Origin of the sequence: Phenylobacterium sp., from assembly GCF_030681155.1 — a bacterium.
In the GTDB taxonomy this organism is placed as follows: domain Bacteria; phylum Pseudomonadota; class Alphaproteobacteria; order Caulobacterales; family Caulobacteraceae; genus Phenylobacterium.
On record NZ_JAUXXE010000057.1, the window covers coordinates 16,245 to 38,258 of the forward strand.

Below are 22,014 nucleotides of genomic sequence, written 5' to 3' on the forward strand. Positions count from 1 at the left end.
GACAACTGGCTCACGCGGGGGCGACTTCCTGCTCGATGGCTCCAAAGATGGAGTGCCTCCGCGCGTCACGCATCTCAATGCGAACCTTGTCGCCAGCCTTGAGGAAGGGCGTTTTGGGCGCCCCTTGAGCGAGCGCTTCCACAGTCCGCAACTCAGCCAGGCAAGAATAGCCCGCGCCGCCATCCTGGACCGATTTTCCTGGACCTCCGTCCGCGCCTCGATTCGACACCGTGCCGGAGCCGATGATCGATCCCGCCGACAGGGCGCGGGTCTTGGCGGCATGGGCGATCAGGGTTCCGAAATCGAAGGTCATATCGACGCCGGCGTCGGCCTGGCCAAGCGGCTGGCTGTTCAATTCCACCTCGACGGGACCGTGCAGTTTTCCGTCCTTCCACGCCTCGCCAAGCGCATCGGGCGTCACCGCCACCGGCGAGAAGGACGAGGCCGGCTTGGACTGGAAGAAGCCGAAATTCTTGGCGATCTCTCCGGGGATCAGGTTCCGCAGCGATACGTCGTTGGACAGCATCACGAGGCGGATCGAGGCCAGGGCTTGCTCGCGGCTGGCGCCCATCGGCACGTCTCCCGTCACCACCGCCACCTCTGCCTCCAGGTCACAGCCCCAGGCTTCGTCGGCGAGCGGGATCGGATCGCGCGGACCGAGGAAGCCGTCGGAACCGCCCTGGTACATCAGCGGATCGGTCCAGAAGCTGGCGGGCATGTCGGCGGCGCGCGCTTTGCGCACCAGGGCCACGTGGTTCACATAGGCCGAGCCGTCGGCCCACTGATAGGCGCGCGGCAATGGACTGGCTGCGTCGTGCTCGTGGAAGCGCTCACGCGGCACGGCGCCATGCTCAAGGCTTTCGGCCAGGCCGCGCAGCAGGGGCTCCAGGTCGTCCCAGTTGTCCAGCGCGGCCTGTAATGTCGGGGCTATGGAACTCGCATCGGCACACCAGGCCAGGTCATTTGAGACCACGACGAGACGGCCATCCCGGCCGCCCTTGAGCGATGCGAGCTTCATTCATTCCTCCCGGCGGATGACGCGTGTCAGACGCACGCCTTTTTCATAAGCCTCAGCGAAATAGACCACGACCTCGACGCAGATGTCTCCGCCCGGTTCACCAACCCACAAATAATTGCGCTCGAAGCAGACATCGCGCCCGGCCGGCGTATAGCCCTCATAGGTGTCGCCCCAGGGCGTGCAGGCGGCCATGTCCCGACGGCCCAGAGCGCAGGCGCGCTCCATTTCCTCCTCGGCGGCTTCGGTTAGGTCGGCTTGTCGATCAATGTGGGCCATGGGCGATCTTACGGCTCGTCCTTGTAGATGCCTATGCTCGTCGCCTCTCCCTTGGCGGCGCGAGCGCGATACATGCCCGAGGTGTTGAAGCTCCAGGCGACCTGGCCATCCGGCGCCACGGCGATGATCCCGCCGTCGCCGCCCAGCGCGGTGAGCTTGTTCTGCACCACCTCGTCCGCCGCCGCCTGCAGGCTCATGCCCTTCAGTTCGACCAGGGCCGCGATGTCCCGGGCCACGGTCAACCGAATGAAGTACTCGCCAGCGCCCGTGGCCGAGACCGCGCAGGCCGCATTCGAGGCATAGGTGCCTGCCCCAATGATCGGAGAATCTCCCACCCGGCCCCATTGCTTGCCCGTCGTGCCGCCCGTCGAGGTTCCGGCCGCCACGTCGCCATTGAGGTCCAGCGCCACGACGCCGACCGTTCCGTGCTTGCCCTCGTCATGCGCCAAGCCGTTCGCTGGATCGGGACGCTCCAAGCCGGGCGGCTTTGCGGGAACCGGCAGGTCATGGGCCTTCAAATAGTTCTCGAGGCTACGCCAGCGGCGGTGGGTGGCGAAATAGCTTGGATCGACCTGCTCCAGGCCCTGGCTCGCGGAGAACGCATCGGCGCCCGCGCCCACCATCATGACGTGGGGCGACCTCTCCATCACCGCCCGCGCCAAGGACAGCGGACTTCGGGTGCGGGTGACCCCGGCGACCGCGCCGGCGGCTAGGCTCGCCCCATCCATGATCGAGGCGTCGAGTTCGATGCGGCCCTCGGCGGTGAACACCGCGCCACGCGCCGAGTTGAACAGCGGGTCTTCTTCCAGCAGGTGGATGGCCGTCTCGACGGCATCCAAGGCCGAACCGCCCTGGTCCAGGACGGTCGCTCCGGCCTCGACCACCTTGGCGAGCGCCGCGCGATAGGCCGCTTCCTGCTCCGGACGGAGTTGACCGCGATCGATCGTTCCGGCGCCGCCATGGACGACGATGGCCCATTTCTGGGCGGCTTGGGCTTGTGTGGTCATAGGGGAGCAGTCGCACCTGTTGGCTTCGCGCGGCGTTGTTCTCCACCCGGCGCCGCAGCGCAACCCCAGCACCTGGCCTGATTGACGCAGGCGCAATGCTGGCGGGAGAGACAAGCCCCGCCATCGCTGCTAGCACAGACCTCAACCTTCTCCTCGGATCGCCATGTTTCGCAAAACCTACGACTGGGTCATGGGCTTGGCCGGCTCACGGCACGCCTCGAAAGCCCTGGCGGCGGTCTCTTTCGCCGAGAGCTCCTTCTTCCCGATCCCGCCCGACGTGATGCTGGCGCCGATGGTCTTGGCGCGGCCGGACCGGGCCTTCGTCTATGCCGGCATCTGCACGGCCGCCTCGGTGCTTGGCGGCCTGCTCGGCTACGCCATCGGCTTCTATCTCGAGCCGGTCGGGATGTGGCTGCTCAGCGTCATCGGCCATGCGGACGGCAAGGCGGCCTTCGAGAAGTGGTTCGCCGACTGGGGTCTCTGGGTGATCCTGATCAAGGGCGCCACGCCGATCCCCTATAAGCTGGTGACCATCACCGCCGGCCTGGCGCAGTTTTCGCTCATCACCTTCATCTGGGCCTCGGTCCTGACCCGCGGCTTCCGCTTCTTCGCCGTGGCGGCGATCCTGAAATACTTCGGCCCCGCCATGCTGAAGGAATTCGAGAAGCGTATCGCCCTCTACGGCACCCTGGGCATCGTCGCCCTGGTGGGCCTGGTGGTCGCGTTGAAAATGCTCACCTGAAGCCCCTTGGGCCGGCCAAGCTTTTGGGGTCTTATCCGACACAATGAGCGCATTCCTCCGACCGTTCCTGCAACGCTGGCGTCTTTGGGCGTTGATCTCTTCGCTGCTGATGCTGGCTATCGCCCACGGGTTCGAGACCATTGGCGGCCTAGCCCCCTGCGCGCTCTGCCTGCGTGCGCGGGAGGTCTATTGGGTCGCGGCCTGGGTGGCGCTGGCTGGGATGTTCGTGGTGCGCATGCGCGGCGGCGAACGCTGGCGCGCGGCCTTTGACGGCGCCCTGGCGCTGATCTTCGCCGTGGGTGTCGGCGTCGCGGTCTATCATGCCGGCGCAGAATGGAAGTGGTGGCCCGGGCCCACCGCCTGCTCTGGCGGCGCCGGATCAGTGAACGCAGGCCAGATGGCTGACCTGTTGCAAGGCGCCAAGATCAAGCCGCCGGCCTGCGACAAGGCCGCCTGGGTCTTCCTGGGCTTATCCATGGCCGGCTGGAACGCGCTGGTGTCGTTGAAGCTGACCATCCTCAGCCTGCTGGCTGTACGCCATGAACGGAGAGCGTCGTGAGCGAGAAACCCATCCCGTCCCGCCCCGGCGTCGGAGCCGTCAGCGCCCGCCTTGCTGAGATCCTGCGTGTCGACCACGCTGGAGAGCTCGGCGCCGTCCACATCTATCGCGGGCAACGCGCGGTGCTGGGCGCGTCCAAGGGCCATGAGCGCATCGCCGGCCAACTCGAAGAGATGGAAGGACACGAGGCGGTCCACCTGGCTCGCTTCGACCAACTTCTGAACGAGCATCAGGTACGTCCGACGGTCATGACGCCGCTGTGGCGCGCCGCGGCCTTCACCCTGGGGGCCGGCACCGCCCTGCTAGGCGAGAAAGCCGCGCATGCCTGCACCGAGGCGGTCGAGAACGTGATCGAGCAACACTACGCCAGCCAGATCGCCGAGCTTGAGGGCCGCGATCCTGAGCTCGCCGCCGAGCTTTCCAAATTCCGCGACGAGGAACTGGCCCACCGCGATCACGCCGTCGAGGAAGGCGCTCGCGACGCGCCCGGCTATCCGCTCCTGTCCGCGGTGATCCGCGCCGGCTGCAAGGCGGCCATCAAGATCAGCGAAAAACTGTGACCGACGAAGAGATCACCGCCCTGCGCAGGGGCGCGGACGCCCCGGTCGTCGCCGGCCGAGCGGACGCGGCGGCGGTGGCGAGCGATCTTTCCGCCGCCTTCTCGACCGACCCGATCTTCAACTGGTTCCTGCGGGCCGATGCACTGCACGACGCGGCGCGGCTGAAACTGTTCAACCTGCTGGTCGCTGTCGCCTTGGCCGACGGCGAAGTGTTCCGGCCGGCCACCGGGGGCGCGGCCGCGGTCTGGCTGCCATCTGAGAGCCTAGGGCCCACGCCGTTCCTGCAAAGTCTGCGGACGCTTCCCCACATCCTCCAGGCCACTGGCCTCTCGCGTCTGTCACGGATGTCGTCGATGCGCGCGGTGATGGAGAAGCACCACCCTACGAGCCCGCCTCACGCCTATCTCTGGTTCCTCGGCGTGACGCCGCAGGCGCAGGGGCTGGGCGTTGGATCGCGTCTGCTGGCCCATGGCCTGGCGCGCGTCGATGAAAAGGGCCTGCCCGCCTATCTGGAATCCTCCAGCCCCGCCAACCTGTCGCTCTATCGGCGGCATGGGTTCGAGGTGATGGAGGTGCTGAGGCCCCAGCCCGACTCCCCACAGATGTGGGCCATGTGGCGCGAGGCGCGCTGAGCCCAAGGTGGCGCTCGCCCTCGCCTACTTCGCCGCCGTCAACCTCGCCGCCTTCGCGGCGTTCGGCTGGGACAAGCGCTGCGCCATGGCTGGCGCGCGGCGTATTCCTGAGAAAACCCTGCTCGGCCTGGCGGCCATCGGCGGCGGCCTCGGCTCGGTGCTGGCCCAACAGACCTTCCGCCACAAGACCCGCAAGCAGCCCTTCGCCAACATCCTCGTGGCGATTTTCGCGAGCCAGGCGCTGCTGGCGCTCGTGCTGATAGCCCGCCAGGACTAGATCCGCCGACCGGGGTGTTTCGTAATCCCGTCATCGCGCAGTCACCGCATCGTCGCGCAGGCTTCCTACTCCCCCGATCTCAGTTTGCTCGGGGGTTTGCCTATGTCTTTCGGTTATCGCGCGCGCGGTTGCGCCGCCTTCCTGCTCGCCACCACTGCGCTCTCCGGCCATGCGATGGCCGACGAGCTCGCCGCCGATGACGGCGCTGTCGACGAGATCGTCGTCACCGGCGCGCGCGAGGCTCAACGCGCCGCCATCGCCGTGAAGCGCGAGACCTTCGTCGTCGCCGACGTCGTGTCCGCCGACGACATCGGCAAACTGCCAGACCACAATACCGCCGCCGCCCTGCGCCGCATTCCCGGGATCTCGGTGATGGAAGATCAGGGCGAGCCGCGCTTCCCGGTCATCCGCGGTCTACGCTCGACCTACAACCGCACGACCATCGACGGCGCCCTCGTCGCCTCGGTCGATGAAAGCGGCCGCACCGTTCCGATGGATATCGTGCCCTCGGTGATGGCCGGCCGGCTGGAAGTGATCAAGACGGTCACGCCCGAACACGACGGCAACGCCATCGGCGGCGTCATCAACGTCACCACTCGCAGCGCATTCGATATGGGCCGGCCCTTCTTCAACGGCATGGCGTCCTATGGCGACTACGAGCGCAGCGGCGGGGTGCGCAATGACAAGCCCTCCTATCGCCTGGCCTTCGCCACCGGCATGACCTTCGGCGACCAGGACCAGTGGGGCGTGGTGATCGGCGCCTCGCACGAGCAGCTCGACTACGACATCCCGCAGGTGGAATCACAGAGCCCGTCGGTGCGGGAATACACCGCCGCCGGCGCGCCCGTGGCCTCCGGCGCCCCCACCGGCAACGGCATCCAGGTTCCGACCTACAGCCGCCTGTTCTGGTACAACAACACCAAGCAGCGCAGCGGCGTGAACGCCAAAATCGAATACCGCCCGACCGACACCTTCCGTTGGGAGGCCTCGGGCCTGTTTGCGCGCATGGAGGACGACGAGGAGCGGATCGAGTACCGCGTCGAGCCGCTGGGCAATGTGGCGAACCAGACCCCGACCAGCGGCTTCTTCGCCCGTGGCCGCGGCGTCGTTCAACTGAACCAGCCGATCACCAAGCGCGAGATCAGCTTGGCGCGGACGGAATTTTCCTGGGACTTCGCCCCGCAGTGGACCGCGTCCGGCGACCTCGTCTACTCGCAGGCCGCGCTTGAGGTGCCAAACCACTCGGTGGAGTTCCGCACGGTCGACGCCCAGGCCGGAAGTTACGCCTTCAACTACCACACCACCAATCCGCTGTTCCCGGTCTTCACGTCGGTAAACGACGCCGCGGCGCGTAACCCGGCCAATTTGGTGCTGCAACAGCACCGCGACTCGCTGACCGAGGCGGCAGAAAAGACCGGCCAAATGCGTTTCGATCTCGCCTTCGACCAAGGCGCGGACGATCGCAACCTGAAGGCCAAGTTCGGCGGGCTGCTGCGCAGCACCAAGCGCGAGTTCAACTCCAGCCAGACCAACTATCGGGCCGGATCGGGCTTCGTCTACACCCTGGCCGAGGTCGATAAGCCGGGTCCTAGCGAACTGATCGCCGGCCGCTACCTGCTGTCGCCGCGCATCGACGCCAGCCAGGCCATGGCCTTCTTCAACGCCAATCGGGGCCGGTTCGTCACCAGCGTCGCCGCCCCGACCGGCGACTATGAGGTCAAGGAAGACATCTACGCCGCCTATGCCCAGGCGAGCTACGCGTGGGGCGATTTCACCCTGCTTGGCGGCCTGCGCTATGAGCGCACCGAGGTCGAGTCCGACGCCGTGCGCAGCGCCGGCGGCGTGCTGACCCCGGTCAGCAACTCAGGTTCCTACGGCAACTGGATGCCCAGCCTGCACCTGGAATGGAAGCCGATGCAGGACCTAGTCGTTCGCGCGGCCTGGACCAACACCATCGGCCGCCCGGACTATGACTCGCTCGCCGCCACCGAGAACCTCAGCTTCGATGGCAGCCAGGCGACGCTTTCGCGCGGCAACCCCAACCTGAAGGCCCGCGAAAGCCGGGGCCTCGACCTGTCGGTGGAATACTATCCGCGCGACGGCATGGTCTCGCTGGCGGTGTTCTCCAAGGAGATCGAGAACGAGATCTTCACCCTGTCCTCGACCCAGACGCTGGACGTCGGACGCGGCCCGGAAAGCGTCCTGGTCTCCACCCCGCGCAACGCCGAGTCGGCCAAGATCCGCGGCGTGGAATTCGCCGTGCAGCAGGCCTTCACCTTCCTGCCCGAGCCCTTCGACGGCTTCGGCTTCAACGGCAACATCACCTGGCTGGACACCGAGTTCACGTTCCTGACCTCGGCCGGGCCGCGGGTCACCGGCCTGTACCAGCAGCCTGAGATTACGACGAACGAGTCGATCTACTACCAGCGCGGTCCGTTCGAGGCCCGGGTCTCGCACAACTACATCGGCGGGCAGCTCGAAACGATCAACGACGCCAACCCGAACTCCGACCAGTACTGGAAGGGCCGCCACCTGTTCGACGCCAGCGTCTCCTGGCGCTTCAACGACAACCTGACCGTCTTCGTGGAGGGCCAGAACCTTTCGAACACTGGCCGCCAGGAAGTCACCGGTCCCGGCCGCCGCTACCTGCAAGAGTGGGCCAACTACGGCCGCACCTATTGGGTCGGCGCAGCGTTGAACTTCTGAGGACGACAGCAATGATCAGGTATCTGGTGCTGGCCGGGGCGCTCGTCGCCTCGGCCGCCTACGCCCAGGAGGCGACCGCCCCCTCGCGTTCGGCCGAAGTGCTGCGCCGCTACTCGGCCCCCGAAGCGCGCCAAGGCGTGGCCGTGGATCGCGACCACGTCTACGCCGTCGCCAACTCCACCATCGCCAAGTACGACAAGAAAACCGGGATGAAGGTGGCCGAGTGGAGGGGCGACCCTGCCCGCTACCCCCACATCAATTCCTGCGCAGTCATCGGCAAGGAGCTGGTTTGCGCCAGCTCCAACTTCCCAGCGGTCCCACAGACCAGTTCGGTGGAGTTCTTCGATCCGGCGACCATGACCCACCTTCGCACCGTGGCTCTGGGCCTCGGGACCGGCTCGATCACCTGGATCGACCGCAAGGATGGCGCTTGGTGGGCGGCGTTCGCCAACTATGACGGCAAGGGCGGCGAGGCGCCGCGCGATCACCGTCACACCGCCCTGGTGCGGTTCGACGACCAGTGGCGCAAGACCCAAAGCTGGAGCTTCCCGCCGTCCATCCTGGAACGCTTCAAGCCGATGAGCTCGTCAGGCGGCGGCTGGGGGCCGGACGGCCGGCTCTATATCACCGGCCATGACCACCCCGAGCTCTACATCCTGACCCTGCCCAAGGGCGGACCGGTGCTCGACCATGTCGGGACCATCGGCGTGCCCGTCGAGGGCCAAGCCATCGACTGGGATGAAAGCCAGCCCGGCGTGCTGTACGGCATCAGCCGCCCCAACCGCGAAGTCCTGGCCATGCGAGTCCTGCCCGCGAAATAGGCGAGCCCTAGGCCTCCAGCTCGATGTCCCAATAGAGGTAGTCGAGCCAGCTCTTGTGCAGGTGGTGCGGCGGGAACTTGCGGCCGCGATCCTGCAGTTCATGGGCCGTCGGGCGGCGCGGCTGGTGGAAGGGGTGCATGTGCGCTTCGTGCGGCGTGCGCCCGCCCTTGGCCAGGTTGCACCGCGCGCAGGCCGTGACGATGTTTTCCCAGGTCGTCCGGCCGCCGCGCGATCGCGGCACGACATGATCGAAGGTCAGATCATCTCCTACCGTGCAGTACTGGCAGGAGAAGGAATCGCGCAGGAACAGGTTGAAGCGCGTGAAGGCCGGCGGCCGATCTTGCGGCACGTAGTGCTTCAGCGAAACAACGCTCGGAAGCCGCATGGCGAATGACGGAGAGTGGACTTCCTGGTCGTAGGTCGAGACCACATCGACGCGATCAAGGAACACCGCCTTGATCACCTCCTGCCACGGCCAGAGGGACAGCGGATAGTAGCTGAGGGGACGGAAGTCCGCGTTCAGCACAAGGCAGGGCCAGCCGGAGGGCGGGTGACTAAGCACCTGCATGGCCGGGCCTCCCGGAGAGCAGAGCTGCTCTTATGGGGTGCGGGTAGAGACTGAAGACAGGCCCCCTTTCGCGATCCGAGCATCCGGCGAATCGCCCGCGTGGGAGACTCCCGTGACCTGAGAATTATAGGTCAGAACTTGAGACAGCTCCATGACTAGCGCAAGCACCCCGCCCGGGAAAAATAGTCCCGGACGGGACGCACGCTGCAGGCATTAGACGCCGACGACGGCGGTGGCGCCGGCCAGGCTCAAGCTGATGAGCACGAAGACCACCGCGATGCTGGTGTCGAAGAAGCGGCCGAGATTGGTGAGAGCAGACATTGTTTCGTTCCTGTCGGTTTAGTTTGAAGCCCCGCCTCGACGAAGCTGTGTCCGATCTGGACGATGCTTAGATATGCCCACATCTAAACGATGTACAGATACATTTTACGATGTAAGCTATTCGAAATTGCATGGGCCGCTGCACGCAACAAAAAGGGGACCCGATGGAGGTCCCCTTTCGAAATCAAGCGTTACCGAGGCGGAGGCTTAGCCGCCGACACTCACCGTAGCGGCCGCCAGGCCGATGCTAAGCACCACCAGGGCGACGGGGACGAACCGGTCAAAAAGCCGTTCGAAGCGGGTTAAGCGAGCGAGAGACATTACACACACCTTCCAGTTTGAAACCCTCGGGGGAGCGAGGGCGTTTGTTATTTGAACGATGTTAAGATAACACCGATCTAAACGCCGTCAAGATGATCTTTACGGCGTCCAGATTCAGATTTAGAGTGGCCGTCATGAGAGAAGCTGCAGCCGCCGACAACAGGCCCTATCACCATGGCGATCTTCGCCGCGCGTTGATCGATGCGGCTCGACGGCTGCTGGAAAACGAAGGCCCGACGGCCCTGTCGTTGCGCGCGGTCGCCCGCGAGGCCGGGGTCAGTCCGGCGGCTCCCTATCACCACTTCAAGGACAAGGGCGAACTGCTCGACGCTGTGGCCCACGAGGGCTGGGACCTTCTGAACGAACTGATGACCGACGCCCGCGCCAAGCAGACCTCGGTCCGCGACAAGCTGACCGCCCTCGGCGTGGCCTATGTGAAGTTCGCCCGCGACAACCCGGCGCTCTACCGCGTGATGTACGACTGCTCGCGCGACAAGGAAAACCTGCCCGAGCACCTGCACGCCGACAACGACAGCGCCTATTGCCAGGTCCGCGACACCCTGGTCGAGGCCGGCGCCTCGCCGCTGGACGAGACCGAACTGGAACTCGCCACCACCGCGGCCTGGTGCGCCGCGCACGGCCTGGCCGAAATGGTCGCCTTCAAGCAGTTCGATCACCTGAAGGTCACGATGGGCGGCGAGGAGGCCTTCCTGCGCGGCGTCTTTGAACATATGGGCATTTTCGGGCACGCCCGCACGGACTAGAAGTCTCCGGGTGTTCGTCACTCGCTTCGCCCCTTCGCCAACCGGCTACCTGCACCGGGGTCATGCATTCTCGGCCCTGAGCGCGCATGAAGCCGCTCGCGCCGCCGGCGGCCGCTTCATCCTGCGCATCGAGGACATCGACACGACCCGGTCTCGGCCGGAGTTCGAAGCCGCCATTCATGAGGACTTGGCCTGGCTGGGCCTGGCCTGGGACGTGCCGGTTCGGCGGCAATCGGAGCATCTGGACGACTATCAAGCCTCGCTCGCGGCGTTGGCGGCGTCCGGCCTGATCTATCGCTGCTTCCGCACCCGCAAGGAGATCGCCGAGGATATCGGCCGCGCCCCGCACGGGGCGATGGACGCCTGGCGTGGCGCCCCCCTGCCCGCCGATGACGAAGCCGAGCGCCTGGCCGCCGGCGAGCCCTACGCCTGGCGGCTGTCGCTCGACGCTGCGGAGGCCGCGCTTGGCGATCGCGCCCTTAATTTCCGCGAGGAAGGTCACGGCCCAAGTGGCGAACATGGCCTGATCACCGCTGACCCGACCCTGGGCGGCGACGTCGTGCTGGCGCGCAAGGATGTCGGCATGGCCTATCATCTAGCCGTCGTGGTCGATGACGCCTTGCAAGGCGTCACCCATGTGATCCGCGGCCAGGACCTGTTCGGGGCCACCCACGTCCAACGCCTGCTGCAGGCCTTGCTCAACCTGCCGACGCCCGTCTATCGCCATCACCGGTTGCTTACAGGCGCCGATGGCAAGCGGTTCGCCAAGCGCGACAAGGCCGAGACTTTGAGAGACCTGCGGGCGCGGGGCGTGACCCCGGGCGACCTGCGGCGGGAGATGGGCTTTGACTGAAGTGACAGCCGTGCGCGACACCGGCCACGCCAAGGCGTTGGCTGTCCTGGTGGCCGGTGCGGCGATCATCGGCCTGGCGCCGATCCTGGTGCGGCTGGCCGATGCGGGTCCGGCGGCCATCGGCTTCTGGCGGGTGACCTTCGCCATGCCGCTGCTGGCGCTGATCGCCATGCGGACCGATGGCGGCGTCGGACGGCCGTCGAAGTTCGCCCTGCTGGCCGGCGTGGCTTTCGCCTGCGACCTCGGGTTCTGGCACTACAGCATCCATTTCACCTCGGTGGCCAACGCCACGGTGCTGACCAATCTGACGCCGGTCGTCGTCACTGCCGCCGCCTGGATCTTCCTCAAGCAACGCCCGGCCAAGCTGTTCGTCGCCGCCGTGGGATTGGCGGTCGCCGGGGCCTGGCTGATGGCGATAGGCCGCGGCGAACATGCGGCCGGCGCCAACCCGCCGCTGGGCGACGCCTTGGCCCTGACCACGGCGGTCTGGTACGCGCTCTACTTCCTGGCCATCAGCGCCGCCCGGCGCAGCGTCGGCGCCACGCGGGTGATGTTCTGGTCGGGCGTCGCCAGCGCCCCGTTGCTGCTCGCCGCCGCCCTGGCCCTGGGCGAAGACATTTTCCCGATCACCAACGGCGGCTGGGCCGCGCTGGTCGCGCTTGGCGTGATGCACGTCGCTGGCCAGGGCTCGATCGCCTGGGCCCTGGGCCGCCTCCCCGCGGCGACCGCCTCGGTCGTGGTGCTGGTGCAGCCGGTGGTCGCCGCTGTCCTGGGCTGGCTGCTGTTCGCCGAGGCCCTGGGTCCGGTCCAGGCGCTCGGTGCGGCGATCGCCCTAGGCGGTGTGGTGTTGGCGCAAACGGCGTCGCGAAAGCCCGCCTCAGCCTAGTCGATAGGCCAGCCTCGCCGTCTCGATCGACGCGAGCTTGGCGTGCATGGCGCCCCAGTCGTCGCGCTCGGCGATGTCGGCCCAGATCGCCTCGATTTCTTCGTAGAGCAGCTCCTGCGGCTCGGCGCCTTCGAAATAGGCTGCGCCCAGTCGCTCGGGCCGGTCGCGCTCGAAGGTCTTCAGGATTTCGCGGAAGCTCGCAAACGCCTCGCCGGCATAGATGTCGCCTCGCAGGCTCGCCAGGGCGCGGGTCTCATCGCCGGTGAACCAGTCGAAGAAGAACGGCTCCCAGCGCAGCCGGTCCCCGCCTTCGGCGATCGCCCGGAACGCCGCATTGGCCAGCGCCACGTCGGCCTCCTCCGACTGGCTCTTGAGCCCCAGCCGCGCCAACATCGCCGCCGCCAATTCCGCGCGGTAAACCGGGCCAAAACTGTTCAGGACCTCGATCAACCCCTCCTGCGGCGCGACCAGGGTGAAGGTCCCGGCAAGCTGTTGCAGGTTCCAGAACACCGTCTCAGGCTGGCGGCCGAAGCTGTAGAGGCCCGAGGTGTCGAAATAGGCGGCGGTGAAGTTCGGATCGTTGCGCGGCAGGAACCGGTAGGGGCCGTAGTCGAAGCTCTCGCCGGTGATGTTCATATTGTCGGTATTGAGCACGCCGTGGACAAAACCGGCAGTCATCCAGCGCGCCGTCAGCCGCGCGGCGCGGGCCGCCACGGCGCCCAGCAGGGCGGTCGCCCGATCCGGCGCCTCGGCCAGTTCGGGATAGTAGAGCTCGATCACGTGATCGACGAGCTGGCCGATCCGCTCAGCGCTCTGAAAGTAGGCATGGCGCTGGAAACTGCCGAAACGGACATGACTGTGCGAGAGGCGCACCAGCACGGCTGAGCGCGTCGGGCTGGGCTCGTCGCCGCGGACGAGTTCCTCGCCGGTTTCGATCAAGGAGAAGGTGCGCGAGGTTGGTACGCCCAGCGCCTCCAGCATGGCGGTGGCCAGCACCTCGCGCACGCCGCCCTTGAGGGTCAGTCGCCCGTCGCCGGCCCGCGACCAGGGCGTCTGGCCCGATCCCTTGGTGCCGAGTTCCAGCAGCCGGTCGGTACCGGTCTCCCGCATCTGGGCGAAGGTGAAGCCGCGACCATCGCCCAGGTCGGGATTGTAAACGCGGAACTGGTGGCCGTGATACCGCTGGGCCAAGGGCTGAGGCAGGTTGCCGGGCAACGGTGCGAACCGGCCAAAGTGCGAGATCCACTCGGCGTCGGTGAGGGTGTCGAGCCCGACGCTGGCCGCCGCCCGGTCGTTACGGAACCGTAGGGTGGTCATCGGGAAGTCTGCGGCGGCCACCGGGTCGGCGAACTCGCCCCCCAACTCCTGGACACGCGGATCGGGGCGATAGGCGGGGGAAACGGGCATGGGTTCCAGATGGAGCACCGACCGCCCGGCGGCAAGCGCGCCGACGCGATCACATCGACGCCAACAACGCCCGATTGCCGTGTTAGGCGGTCAAGGCCATGCTAACCGGCAGCATGGCTCGCAGAATTACCCTCGATTTCCTGAAGACCGAAAGCGCTTCAGGTCTGATCCTGACGACTGCGGCCCTGGCGGCCGTCCTGCTCGCCAATTCGCCCTGGGCTGAGCACTACTTCGCCTTCATCAAGCACGAGATCCCCGTCCAGATCGGCCCCTTCCACGAGGTTAAGCCGGTCTACAAATGGATCAAGGACGGGCTGATGGCGATCTTCTTCTTCGTCGTCGGGCTGGAGATCAAACACGAGATCCTGAGAGGCGAGCTTTCCAACCCTCGGCGCCTGGCCCTGCCGGTGCTGGCCGCTATCGGGGGCATGGCGGCGCCGGCCCTGGTCTATCTGTTGATCAACGCCGGAGCGAACGGCTCGCCGCAGGGCTGGCCGACCCCGACCGCGACCGACATCGCCTTCGCGCTCGCCGCCCTGGCCGTCGCCGCGCCGCGACTGCCTTCATCCTTGCGGATATTCCTGCTGACCCTGGCCATCGCCGACGATCTCGGCGCCGTGGCCCTGATCGCGATTCTGTTCACCTCGGACGTCAATCTCTACGCCCTGGGCGGCGCGGCCGCGGCGATCGGCCTGATGGCCCTGATGTCCCAGTGGAAGACCGCGCCTTATCTCTTCTATGCAGCGTGCTTCGCCCTGGCCTGGGCCTTCTGCCTCAAGAGCGGCGTCAACACCTCGCTGGCCGGGGTGGCTGCGGCGATGACCGTGCCGATCGACCCGCGCAAGCCGGGACACGAGGGGCCGCTAAAGCACTTCATGGAAAGCCTGCACCCGTATGTGGCCTTCCTGATCCTGCCTCTGTTCGCCTTCGCGGCGGCCGGGTTTTCATTCCAGGGCCTGTCGATCTCCACCCTGTTCAATCCAGTGCCGCTGGGCATCGCGCTCGGCCTGTTCGTCGGCAAGCAAATCGGCATCTTCGGGGTCGCGGCCCTGGTCATCGGCCTGAAGCTCGCGCGGCGCCCCACCGGTGCGAAATGGCTGGAGCTCTACGGCGTCTCACTGCTCTGCGGCGTCGGCTTCACCATGAGCCTCTTCATCGGCGGCTTGGCCTTCGATCCGAACGACACCCTGGCCCAGACCGAAGTCCGCATGGGCGTGATCGTCGGCTCGGTCGTCTCCACCCTGGTCGGCATGATCGTGCTGAGCATCGCCCAGCGCAAACGCGACCTGGCCAGCGACTAGCTAAGGCGAAAGCTTGCATCGCCTCGTGTCTCTCGTCCTAAGTATCGGCAACGAGAAGAACAGGGAACGTAGGCCATGGCTCGCGACACAGCGGACGGGTTCGTACACGACAAGTTCTCGCCGGTGCGCGAGGCGTTCGACGCCAACCTCGCCAGCGGCGGTGATATAGGCGCGGCCTTCTGCGCCACGCTCGAGGGCGAGACGGTGGTCGACATCTGGGGCGGGTTCGCCGACGAGGCCCGCACCCGGCCCTGGGAACAGGACACCATCGTCAACGTCTACTCGACCACCAAGACAATGACCGCCCTCACCGCCCTGCTGGTCGCCGACCGCGGCGAGCTCGACTTCGACGCCCCCGTCGCCCGCTACTGGCCCGAATTCGCCGCGGCGGGGAAAGAAAACGTCAAGGTCAGCCACCTGATGAGCCACAGCGCCGGGCTCTCGGGCTGGAAGGAGCCGATCACCAAGGACGACCTCTACGATTGGGAAAAGGTCACCAGCCTGCTCGCCGCCCAAGCGCCATATTGGGAGCCGGGAACGGCGCCGGGCTATCACGCCATGACGCAGGGCTATCTGGTCGGCGAGGTCATCCGGCGCATCACCGGCAAGTCGCTGGGCACGGTGTTCCGCGAGGAGATCGCCGAACCGCTGGGGGCCGACTTCCACATCGGCTTGCCGGCCTCAGAGGACGGCCGGGTCGCGGAACTGATCGCGCCGCCGCCCGGCTCGGCCATCGCCGATCGCGCCGAGTCCGAGCTGCAGGCCAACATGTCGAACAACCCCGGCATCGACGTCAGCGAGACCCGCACCCGCGCCTGGCGCGGCGCCGAGATCCCGGCGGCCGGCGGAACCGGTAACGCCCGGTCGGTGGCCGAAATCCACGCCATCCTGGCCAATGGCGGCGTCGCCAAGGGCCGCCGCTTCCTGTCCGAGGCCGGTTGCCGCAAGGCGCTGGAGCTGCAGGTCGAGGGCCAGGATCTCATCCTGGGCATGCCGGCCCGCTTTGGCCTCGGCTTCGGGCTCGCGGGCGGCGTCACGCCATTGCCAAACCCCAACACCATCTTCTGGGGCGGCTATGGCGGGTCGATCGCGATCATCGACATGGATGCCCGCACCAGCTTCGCCTACGTCATGAACAAGATGGCCCCGACCACCACCGGCGATATGCGCGGCTTTGGCCTGGCCATGGCGATGTGGGACGCTCTGGGCGTGATCTAGACGAGCTGGGCGGCCCAGTCCCCATCGCCCCGCGCCGCGGCGATCACCTTCAGGTCCCCGGCGAAGGCGGCGACGCTTTCCACAGTCTGGACGAAATCGGGCGCGTCGGGCTCGGCGCTCTGGCTGACCACCACGGCGTGGATCGCCAGACCCCGCGCGCGTAGCGTCTCGATGGCGGTCAGGGTGTGGCTGATGGCCCCCAGATAGGAGCCGCCGACCAGGACGGTCGGCAGGCCGAGCGCCAGCATCAGGTCCAGCCCCGTGGCGTCCTCGGAAATCGGCGACATTACCCCGCCGACGCCCTCGATTAGGGTCAGATCGGCGGCGCTGGCCGCTAGCCCGGCTCGGCAGAAGTCGGTGAGTTGGCCCAAGCGCAGGTCATAGCCCTGCAATCTCGCGGCCATTGGCGGCGACAGCGCCGCGTCGAAGCGCAGCGGGGAGATCGCGTCTAACGTCTCCAGCGTCAGCGGCCGGTCAAGCGCCGCTAGCAGCCGGCCGGGATCGCTCTGGCTCCAGTCCTGCGGATCGAAGCCGCTGACCACGGGCTTGAGCGCCTCGACCCTCAGTCGCTTGGCGCGGGTGGCGCGCAGGATGGCGCAGGCGACATAGGTCTTTCCCACATCGGTGTGGGCGCCGGAGATAAACAGGGTCTGGCTCATGGGTTCATCACCAAGCGCACCGCCGCCGCCAGCCGGTCGATCTCGGCGTCGGGATGAGCGGCGGTGAAGGCCAGCCGCAGCCGGGCGGTCCCCTCGGGCACGGTCGGCGGCCGGATCGCCACGGCGAGGAAGCCCTGGGCCTCCAGGTCGCGCGCGGCAGCCAGGGTGCGGTCAGCTTCGCCCATCAGGATCGGCACCACCGCGCTGGTGGCGTCGGGCAGATTGACGGCGCGGGTGAAGCGGCGGGCCTTGGCGAGCGGGGCGGCGACCAGGTCAGGATCGGAGGCGATGACATCAAGCGCCGCCAGGGCCGCGGCGGCGTTCGCTGGCGGCAAGCCGGTCGTGTAGACCAGGGTGCGCGAACGGGTCTTCAGCAGATCGATCACCGGCTGACTGGCGCAGACATAGGCGCCGTAGCCGCCCAGGGCCTTCGAAAAGGTGCCCATGGCTAGATCGACCTTGGCGCCGGGGAACATCGCCGCCGCGCCGCGCCCCTCCCCCACAACGCCCAGGCCGTGGGCGTCATCGACCAATAGCCAGGCGTCGTGCGCCTGGGCCAGGGCGCTGATCTGATCCAGCGGGGCGAGGTCGCCGTCCATCGAGAACACGCCATCCGTCGCGATCAACGCGCGGCCGGCCTCGGCGCGATAGGCCGCGAGCTTGGCGGCGAGATCGGCGACATCGTTGTGGCGGAAGGCGACGATGCGGGCGCCTGAGAGCTGCGCCCCCGACCAGATGCAGGCATGGGCCAGATCGTCGATCAGGATCAGGTCGCCCTGCCCCACCACCGTTGGGATGATCCCGGAATTGGCGAGATAGCCGGAGCCGAACACGCAGGCCGCTTCAGCGCCCTTCAGGGCGGCCAGCCGCGACTCCAGCTCGGTGAAGATCGGGTGATCGCCGGTCACCAGCCGCGAGGCGCCCGCCCCAACGCCATGCGCCTCGACGGCCGCGATGGCGGCGGCCTTCACCGCCGGATGATGGGAGAGGTTCAGGTAGTCGTTACAGGAAAAGGACAGCAGCCGCCGCCCATTGCGCTCCACCCAGAGACCGTCGAGCCGGTGCGTCGGAACCAGGGTGCGCTTGAGGCTACGCGCCTCGAGGCCGGTGAGCTTGGTTTGGGCGAACGCGGTCAGACTGTCGATCATGGCCGGGCGGTATGCACGAGGTTGGCCGTGGGTTAAAGCCGCCTTCCCTCCCGCCTGGGAGATGTTGGGAGCGTGCGTATGACCAAGCAGCCGGACTGGATGACCACAGGCGCGGCCCATGTCTGGCGGCCCTATTGCCAGATGAAGACCGCCCCGCCACCGCTGGCCGTCGCCCGCACCCAAGGCGCGCGGATCATCCTGGAGGACGGCCGCGAACTGGTGGACGGCATCGCCTCCTGGTGGACCGCGGTTCACGGCTACAACCATCCGCACATCGCTGCGGCCGTGACCGAGCAACTCGGCCGCGCGCCCCACGTGATGTTCGGAGGACTGGCCCATGAGCCGGCCTACCGTCTGGCCACGCGGCTGGCCGCTATCCTGCCCGGCGACCTCGATCATGTGTTCTTCGCCGAGAGCGGATCGGTATCCGTCGAGATCGCGATGAAGATGGCGCTGCAGTTCTGGATCAACCAGGGCGTGGCGGGCAAGAACCGCTTCCTCAGCTTCCGGGGCGGCTATCATGGCGACACCCTGGCCACGATGACCATCTGCGATCCCGAGGAGGGGATGCACAGCCTGTTCGCGGGCGTGATGCCGGCCCAGCACGTGGTCGATCTGCCGGTCGATGCGGCCACTGAGGCGGCGCTCGATGCGGCCCTGGCGCAGAAGGGCGCCGAGATCGCCGCGATCATCGTCGAGCCCAGAGTCCAGGGCGCCGGCGGCATGCTGTTCCATGACGATGAGGTGCTGCGCACGCTGCGGCGGCTGGCCGACCAGCACGGCGTGCTGCTGATCTTCGATGAGATCTTCGTCGGCTTCGGCCGGACCGGCGATCTTTTCGCCTGCACCGGTTCGGGTGTCGTCCCCGATATCGTGACGCTGTCCAAGGCGCTCACCGGCGGCACCCTGCCGCTGTCGGCCGCGATCGCGCGCAAGCCGGTGTTCGACGCGTTCTGGTCCGACGACGCCGGCGCAGCGCTGATGCATGGCCCGACCTATATGGGCAATCCGCTGGCCTGCGCGGCAGCCAACGCCTCGCTCGACCTTTTCGAGACCGGGGCCTGGAAAGCCGATGTGGCGCGGATCAACGCAGCCCTGACCGAGGGGTTGGAGCCCTGCCGCGCGGCGCCTGGCGTCGTCGATGTGCGCACCCTCGGAGCCATCGGGGTGGTGGAGTTCGATCACCCGGTGGAAACCGGCCCGCTCTGCATGGCCTTCGTCGAGCAAGGCTGCTGGATTCGCCCGATGGGCAAGGTCGTCTATCTCGCCCCGCCCTATGTCACGACGGACGAGGAAATCGCCCGCCTGACCGGCGCGATCCGGACGGTGCTGCTGAGCTGGAACGCCGCGGATGCTCCCCCGCTGGGGAGCTCCCGGCCAACTGGCGGGTGAGAGAGCGTCCCTAACCCAGCGCCGCCTTCAGAGCCGCCGCCGTCTCCTTGGCCGCGGCCGTGATGGCCGGCGAAACGTCGCCCATCAGATAGAAGTCGTGGACCAAGTCTGAGTACTCGACATGGCTCGCCTTCACCCCGGCGGCGTTCAGGCGCGCGGCGTAGTCGCGGCCCTCGTCCTTCAGCGGGTCGTAGCCGGCCGTGACCACCAGGGCCGGAGGCGTTCCAGCCACGTCAGCCTTTGCGCCGATATTGGCGCGGGCGGCTTGGGGATGGTCGCCGACCGCCAGGCACTTGTCGAACCAGGCGATCGCCGCCTTGGTCAGGATCGGACCATCCAAGTCCTTGCGCGATTGGGTCTCCTCATCGGGCCAGATGCCCGGATAGAGCAGTAATTGGAACGCCAGCTTGCGCTTCGGATCGTTCTTCAGATCGATGGAGACCGAGGCGGCCAGATTGCCCCCGGCCGAGCAGCCGCCGACCGCGATGCGCGCAGGGTCGAAGCCGATCTCGGCGGCATGGTCGAACACCCACTTCACCGAAGCCAGAGCGTCGTCGTGGCCGGCCGGGAACGGATGCTCGGGCGCGAGCCGGTAATCGACGGCCAGAACGCGAATCCCCGCGAAGCTGGCCAGCCGCCGGCAATGGCCGTCATGGCTTTCAAGGTCGCCGATGGCGAAACCGCCGCCATGGAAATAGACGAGGCCCGGCGTCTTCGCGGGCGCGCCGGCGGGCGTATAGAGGCGCGCGCCAATGGGGCCGTCGGCTCCATCGACCTGCAGGTCGCGGGCTTCGACGTCCTTGGGCGCGTTCAGGTTTTGGGCGGCGCGCTGCATGCGATAGCCGGCCCGGATCATCTCAGGCGGAATGGCGTCCAGCGGCGGCGCCGGCTGGCCGGCTGCTGCGGCTTCGGCCTGGTCGATCATCGCCTTGATGTGGGGGTCCATGTGGGACTCCTTTCCTGTTCGCTCATCCCTGAGCCACCGCGATTGCGAGAGCCCTTTCAAGGATCGGGCGAGAGAAGCCTTAAGCTCCCTCGCCCTCTCACTTGTCGATCAGTCCACCCTACGAGGGGCGGATCTTGTCGTTGTTATTCAGCAGCTTCCTTCGGCGCGTAGCCGAGGACCGCCTTGACTTCGAGGAACTCGTTGAAGGCGAAATCGCCCCACTCGCGCCCGTTGCCGCTCATCTTGTAGCCGCCGAAGGGAGCCATCAGATCCCCGCCGCCGCCATTGATCGACACCTGGCCGGCGCGCAGCTTGGAAGCCACTTCGCGAGCCTTGGCGAGATCAGCAGCCTGGACGTAGGCGGCCAGGCCGTACTCGGTGTCGTTGCCGATCTGGATGGCTTGATCGACGTTTTCGTAGCCGAGGATCGACAGCACCGGACCAAAGATCTCTTCCTTGGCGATGGTCATTTCCGGGGTGACGTTGGCGAAGACGGTCGGCTTCACATAGTAGCCGACGTCCAGGCCCTCCGGACGGCCGACGCCGCCGGCGACCAGGGTCGCGCCTTCGTCGATGCCGGCTTGGATCAGCTTCTGGATCTTGTTGAACTGCACCTCGGAAACCACCGGGCCGAGCTGGCTGTTGCCGTTCGGGTCGCCGACGGTGACCTGGGCGGCGGCTTCCTTGGCGACGGCGATGGCTTCATCCATACGCTTGGTCGGGACCAGCATGCGGGTCGGGGCGTTGCAGGATTGACCCGAGTTGGTCATCACGGTGGCGACGCCACGGCCCACGCCCTTGGCGAAGGCGTCGTCGTCGAGCACGATGTTCGGGCTCTTGCCGCCCAGTTCCTGGGCCACGCGCTTGACAGTCGGAGCGGCGTTCTTGGCCACCTCGATGCCGGCGCGGGTCGAACCGGTGAACGAGATCAGGTCCACGTCCGGGTGGCTCGACAGCGGCACACCGACGCCGATGCCGTCGCCCTGCACGAGGTTGAACACGCCGGCCGGCACGCCGGCGGCATGCATGATCTCAGCGAAGATGTGGCCGGTGAACGGCGCAACTTCCGAAGGCTTCAGAACCATGGTGCAGCCGGTCGCGATGGCCGGGGCCACCTTGCAGACGATCTGGTTCAGCGGCCAGTTCCAAGGGGTGATGAACCCGCAGACGCCGATCGGCTCCTTGACGATCATCGTCGGGCCGCGGTCTTCGGAGAACTTGAAGTCCTTCAACACGGCGGCGGCGGTTCCGATATGGCCCATGCCGATCGGAACCTGAGCGCGTTGCGCGAGCGAGGCCGGGGCGCCCATTTCCTCGGTGACGGCGTTGGCCAGATCGCCGAAGCGCTTCTGGTACTCAGCCATGATGCGGTTCAGGACATCGAGGCGCTCTTCACGGCTGGTCTGCGACCAGGTGACGAAGGCCTTCTTGGCGGCCTGGACGGCCTTGTCCACGTCGGCGGCGCTGCCGAGGGAGATCTTGCCGGCGACCTTTTCCGTTGCCGGGTTGATGACGTCGAGCGTCTTGGGCTCGACCGGATCGACCCACTGACCATCGATATAGAACTGAAGATATTCGCGCATGACGTCCTCCCGGAGGCGTTCGTTGGATTTTTGGCGCGCCGACGAGAAC

21 protein-coding genes and 1 pseudogene are annotated in these 22,014 nt (G+C 67.0%); 13 read left to right on the forward strand and 9 right to left on the reverse strand.

Annotation, left to right across the window (positions count from 1 at the left end; genetic code table 11):
* Window positions 1-10: 10 nt before the first annotated feature.
* The 3 genes from Q8M13_RS14855 to Q8M13_RS14865 are packed head-to-tail and all read right to left on the reverse strand — an operon-like array spanning window position 11 to window position 2,301.
* Window positions 11-1,018 (reverse strand): fumarylacetoacetate hydrolase family protein, encoded by a 1,008-nt coding sequence (locus Q8M13_RS14855; protein ID WP_305300777.1) that lies wholly within the window; start codon window positions 1,016-1,018, stop codon window positions 11-13.
* Window positions 1,019-1,294: a hypothetical protein gene (locus tag Q8M13_RS14860; RefSeq protein WP_305300778.1), complete on the reverse strand. Its 276-nt coding sequence runs from the start codon at window positions 1,292-1,294 to the stop codon at window positions 1,019-1,021.
* Window positions 1,295-1,302: 8 nt separating this feature from the next.
* Window positions 1,303-2,301 (reverse strand): isoaspartyl peptidase/L-asparaginase family protein, encoded by a 999-nt coding sequence (locus tag Q8M13_RS14865; protein ID WP_305300779.1) that lies wholly within the window; start codon window positions 2,299-2,301, stop codon window positions 1,303-1,305.
* Window positions 2,302-2,464: 163 nt separating this feature from the next.
* On the opposite strand from Q8M13_RS14865, the gene Q8M13_RS14870 reads away from it, so the two are divergent.
* The 7 genes and pseudogenes from Q8M13_RS14870 to Q8M13_RS14900 all read left to right on the forward strand — a co-directional run bounded on the left by Q8M13_RS14870 (window position 2,465) and on the right by Q8M13_RS14900 (window position 8,598).
* Entirely contained in the window at window positions 2,465-3,043 is a 579-nt protein-coding gene (locus tag Q8M13_RS14870) for a YqaA family protein (protein WP_305300780.1), read from the forward strand.
* A gap of 43 nt (window positions 3,044-3,086) precedes the next feature.
* Window positions 3,087-3,602 carry a disulfide bond formation protein B gene (locus Q8M13_RS14875; protein WP_305300781.1) on the forward strand — a complete coding sequence of 172 codons (516 nt, stop codon included), beginning with the start codon at window positions 3,087-3,089 and terminating at the stop codon, window positions 3,600-3,602.
* The gene (locus Q8M13_RS14880; RefSeq protein WP_305300782.1) at window positions 3,599-4,162 is read left to right on the forward strand and encodes a demethoxyubiquinone hydroxylase family protein; all 564 of its coding nucleotides are present in this window, start codon (window positions 3,599-3,601) and stop codon (window positions 4,160-4,162) included. The genes Q8M13_RS14875 and Q8M13_RS14880 overlap by 4 nt, the downstream gene beginning before the upstream one ends.
* A complete protein-coding gene (locus tag Q8M13_RS14885; protein WP_305300783.1) occupies window positions 4,159-4,794 on the forward strand; it encodes an N-acetyltransferase in 636 nt (211 codons plus the stop codon). Before Q8M13_RS14880 ends, Q8M13_RS14885 begins: the two co-directional genes overlap by 4 nt.
* 7 nt (window positions 4,795-4,801) lie before the next feature.
* Window positions 4,802-5,071 carry a DUF1294 domain-containing protein gene (locus Q8M13_RS14890; RefSeq protein ID WP_305300784.1) on the forward strand — a complete coding sequence of 90 codons (270 nt, stop codon included), beginning with the start codon at window positions 4,802-4,804 and terminating at the stop codon, window positions 5,069-5,071.
* Between the two features lie 141 nt (window positions 5,072-5,212).
* Window positions 5,213-7,777 (forward strand): annotated as a pseudogene (locus Q8M13_RS14895) (TonB-dependent receptor); the annotation flags it as partial.
* An 11-nt stretch (window positions 7,778-7,788) separates the two neighbouring features.
* Window positions 7,789-8,598, forward strand: coding sequence for a hypothetical protein (locus Q8M13_RS14900; protein ID WP_305300785.1), 810 nt, complete (start codon window positions 7,789-7,791; stop codon window positions 8,596-8,598).
* Window positions 8,599-8,605: 7 nt separating this feature from the next.
* On the opposite strand, the gene Q8M13_RS14905 is transcribed toward Q8M13_RS14900, so the two are convergent.
* On the reverse strand, window positions 8,606-9,166 hold the full coding sequence (locus tag Q8M13_RS14905) for an HNH endonuclease (protein ID WP_305300786.1): 561 nt from the start codon (window positions 9,164-9,166) through the stop codon (window positions 8,606-8,608).
* A 776-nt stretch (window positions 9,167-9,942) separates the two neighbouring features.
* Between Q8M13_RS14905 and Q8M13_RS14910 the strand changes: the two genes are divergently transcribed.
* From Q8M13_RS14910 to Q8M13_RS14920, 3 genes are read left to right on the forward strand one after another with little or no spacing between them, the layout of a single operon-like run.
* Window positions 9,943-10,572, forward strand: a complete 630-nt coding sequence (locus Q8M13_RS14910) for a TetR/AcrR family transcriptional regulator (protein WP_305300787.1) — start codon at window positions 9,943-9,945, stop codon at window positions 10,570-10,572.
* Window positions 10,573-10,582: 10 nt separating this feature from the next.
* Window positions 10,583-11,425 carry a tRNA glutamyl-Q(34) synthetase GluQRS gene (gene gluQRS, locus Q8M13_RS14915; RefSeq protein WP_305300788.1) on the forward strand — a complete coding sequence of 281 codons (843 nt, stop codon included), beginning with the start codon at window positions 10,583-10,585 and terminating at the stop codon, window positions 11,423-11,425.
* 1 nt (window position 11,426) lies between these two features.
* Entirely contained in the window at window positions 11,427-12,311 is an 885-nt protein-coding gene (locus Q8M13_RS14920) for a DMT family transporter (RefSeq protein ID WP_305300883.1), read from the forward strand.
* Here Q8M13_RS14920 and Q8M13_RS14925 read toward each other — a convergent pair.
* On the reverse strand, window positions 12,303-13,718 hold the full coding sequence (locus Q8M13_RS14925) for a protein adenylyltransferase SelO (RefSeq protein WP_305300789.1): 1,416 nt from the start codon (window positions 13,716-13,718) through the stop codon (window positions 12,303-12,305). The two genes, Q8M13_RS14920 and Q8M13_RS14925, sit on opposite strands and share 9 nt — an antisense overlap.
* A gap of 113 nt (window positions 13,719-13,831) precedes the next feature.
* On the opposite strand from Q8M13_RS14925, the gene nhaA reads away from it, so the two are divergent.
* Together nhaA and Q8M13_RS14935 are read left to right on the forward strand one after the other, a co-directional pair.
* Window positions 13,832-15,019 (forward strand): Na+/H+ antiporter NhaA, encoded by a 1,188-nt coding sequence (nhaA, locus tag Q8M13_RS14930; protein WP_305300790.1) that lies wholly within the window; start codon window positions 13,832-13,834, stop codon window positions 15,017-15,019.
* A gap of 75 nt (window positions 15,020-15,094) precedes the next feature.
* Window positions 15,095-16,237 (forward strand): serine hydrolase domain-containing protein, encoded by a 1,143-nt coding sequence (locus Q8M13_RS14935; RefSeq protein WP_305300791.1) that lies wholly within the window; start codon window positions 15,095-15,097, stop codon window positions 16,235-16,237.
* Here Q8M13_RS14935 and bioD read toward each other — a convergent pair.
* Both bioD and bioF read right to left on the reverse strand, forming a co-directional pair.
* Window positions 16,234-16,896, reverse strand: coding sequence for a dethiobiotin synthase (bioD, locus tag Q8M13_RS14940; protein ID WP_305300792.1), 663 nt, complete (start codon window positions 16,894-16,896; stop codon window positions 16,234-16,236). The two genes, Q8M13_RS14935 and bioD, sit on opposite strands and share 4 nt — an antisense overlap.
* On the reverse strand, window positions 16,893-18,041 hold the full coding sequence (bioF, locus tag Q8M13_RS14945) for an 8-amino-7-oxononanoate synthase (protein WP_305300884.1): 1,149 nt from the start codon (window positions 18,039-18,041) through the stop codon (window positions 16,893-16,895). The genes bioD and bioF overlap by 4 nt, the downstream gene beginning before the upstream one ends.
* An 81-nt stretch (window positions 18,042-18,122) precedes the next feature.
* On the opposite strand from bioF, the gene Q8M13_RS14950 reads away from it, so the two are divergent.
* Window positions 18,123-19,436 (forward strand): adenosylmethionine--8-amino-7-oxononanoate transaminase, encoded by a 1,314-nt coding sequence (locus tag Q8M13_RS14950; protein WP_305300793.1) that lies wholly within the window; start codon window positions 18,123-18,125, stop codon window positions 19,434-19,436.
* Between the two features lie 10 nt (window positions 19,437-19,446).
* On the opposite strand, the gene Q8M13_RS14955 is transcribed toward Q8M13_RS14950, so the two are convergent.
* Both Q8M13_RS14955 and Q8M13_RS14960 read right to left on the reverse strand, forming a co-directional pair.
* On the reverse strand, window positions 19,447-20,382 hold the full coding sequence (locus Q8M13_RS14955; RefSeq protein WP_305300794.1) for an alpha/beta hydrolase: 936 nt from the start codon (window positions 20,380-20,382) through the stop codon (window positions 19,447-19,449).
* Window positions 20,383-20,525: 143 nt separating this feature from the next.
* Window positions 20,526-21,965, reverse strand: a complete 1,440-nt coding sequence (locus Q8M13_RS14960; RefSeq protein ID WP_305300795.1) for an aldehyde dehydrogenase family protein — start codon at window positions 21,963-21,965, stop codon at window positions 20,526-20,528.
* Between the last annotated feature and the right edge of the window lie 49 nt (window positions 21,966-22,014).

Coding starts and splice junctions, on each gene's coding strand:
- Q8M13_RS14855 (WP_305300777.1), bottom strand. CDS start 1,018: ATGAAGCTCGCATCGCTCAAGGGCGGCCGGGATGGCCGTCTCGTCGTG.
- Q8M13_RS14860 (WP_305300778.1), bottom strand. CDS start 1,294: ATGGCCCACATTGATCGACAAGCCGACCTAACCGAAGCCGCCGAGGAG.
- Q8M13_RS14865 (WP_305300779.1), bottom strand. CDS start 2,301: ATGACCACACAAGCCCAAGCCGCCCAGAAATGGGCCATCGTCGTCCAT.
- Q8M13_RS14870 (WP_305300780.1), top strand. CDS start 2,465: ATGTTTCGCAAAACCTACGACTGGGTCATGGGCTTGGCCGGCTCACGG.
- Q8M13_RS14875 (WP_305300781.1), top strand. CDS start 3,087: ATGAGCGCATTCCTCCGACCGTTCCTGCAACGCTGGCGTCTTTGGGCG.
- Q8M13_RS14900 (WP_305300785.1), top strand. CDS start 7,789: ATGATCAGGTATCTGGTGCTGGCCGGGGCGCTCGTCGCCTCGGCCGCC.
- Q8M13_RS14905 (WP_305300786.1), bottom strand. CDS start 9,166: ATGCAGGTGCTTAGTCACCCGCCCTCCGGCTGGCCCTGCCTTGTGCTG.
- Q8M13_RS14910 (WP_305300787.1), top strand. CDS start 9,943: ATGAGAGAAGCTGCAGCCGCCGACAACAGGCCCTATCACCATGGCGAT.
- Q8M13_RS14925 (WP_305300789.1), bottom strand. CDS start 13,718: ATGCCCGTTTCCCCCGCCTATCGCCCCGATCCGCGTGTCCAGGAGTTG.
- nhaA (WP_305300790.1), top strand. CDS start 13,832: ATGGCTCGCAGAATTACCCTCGATTTCCTGAAGACCGAAAGCGCTTCA.
- Q8M13_RS14935 (WP_305300791.1), top strand. CDS start 15,095: ATGGCTCGCGACACAGCGGACGGGTTCGTACACGACAAGTTCTCGCCG.
- bioD (WP_305300792.1), bottom strand. CDS start 16,896: ATGAGCCAGACCCTGTTTATCTCCGGCGCCCACACCGATGTGGGAAAG.
- Q8M13_RS14950 (WP_305300793.1), top strand. CDS start 18,123: ATGACCAAGCAGCCGGACTGGATGACCACAGGCGCGGCCCATGTCTGG.
- Q8M13_RS14955 (WP_305300794.1), bottom strand. CDS start 20,382: ATGGACCCCCACATCAAGGCGATGATCGACCAGGCCGAAGCCGCAGCA.
- Q8M13_RS14960 (WP_305300795.1), bottom strand. CDS start 21,965: ATGCGCGAATATCTTCAGTTCTATATCGATGGTCAGTGGGTCGATCCG.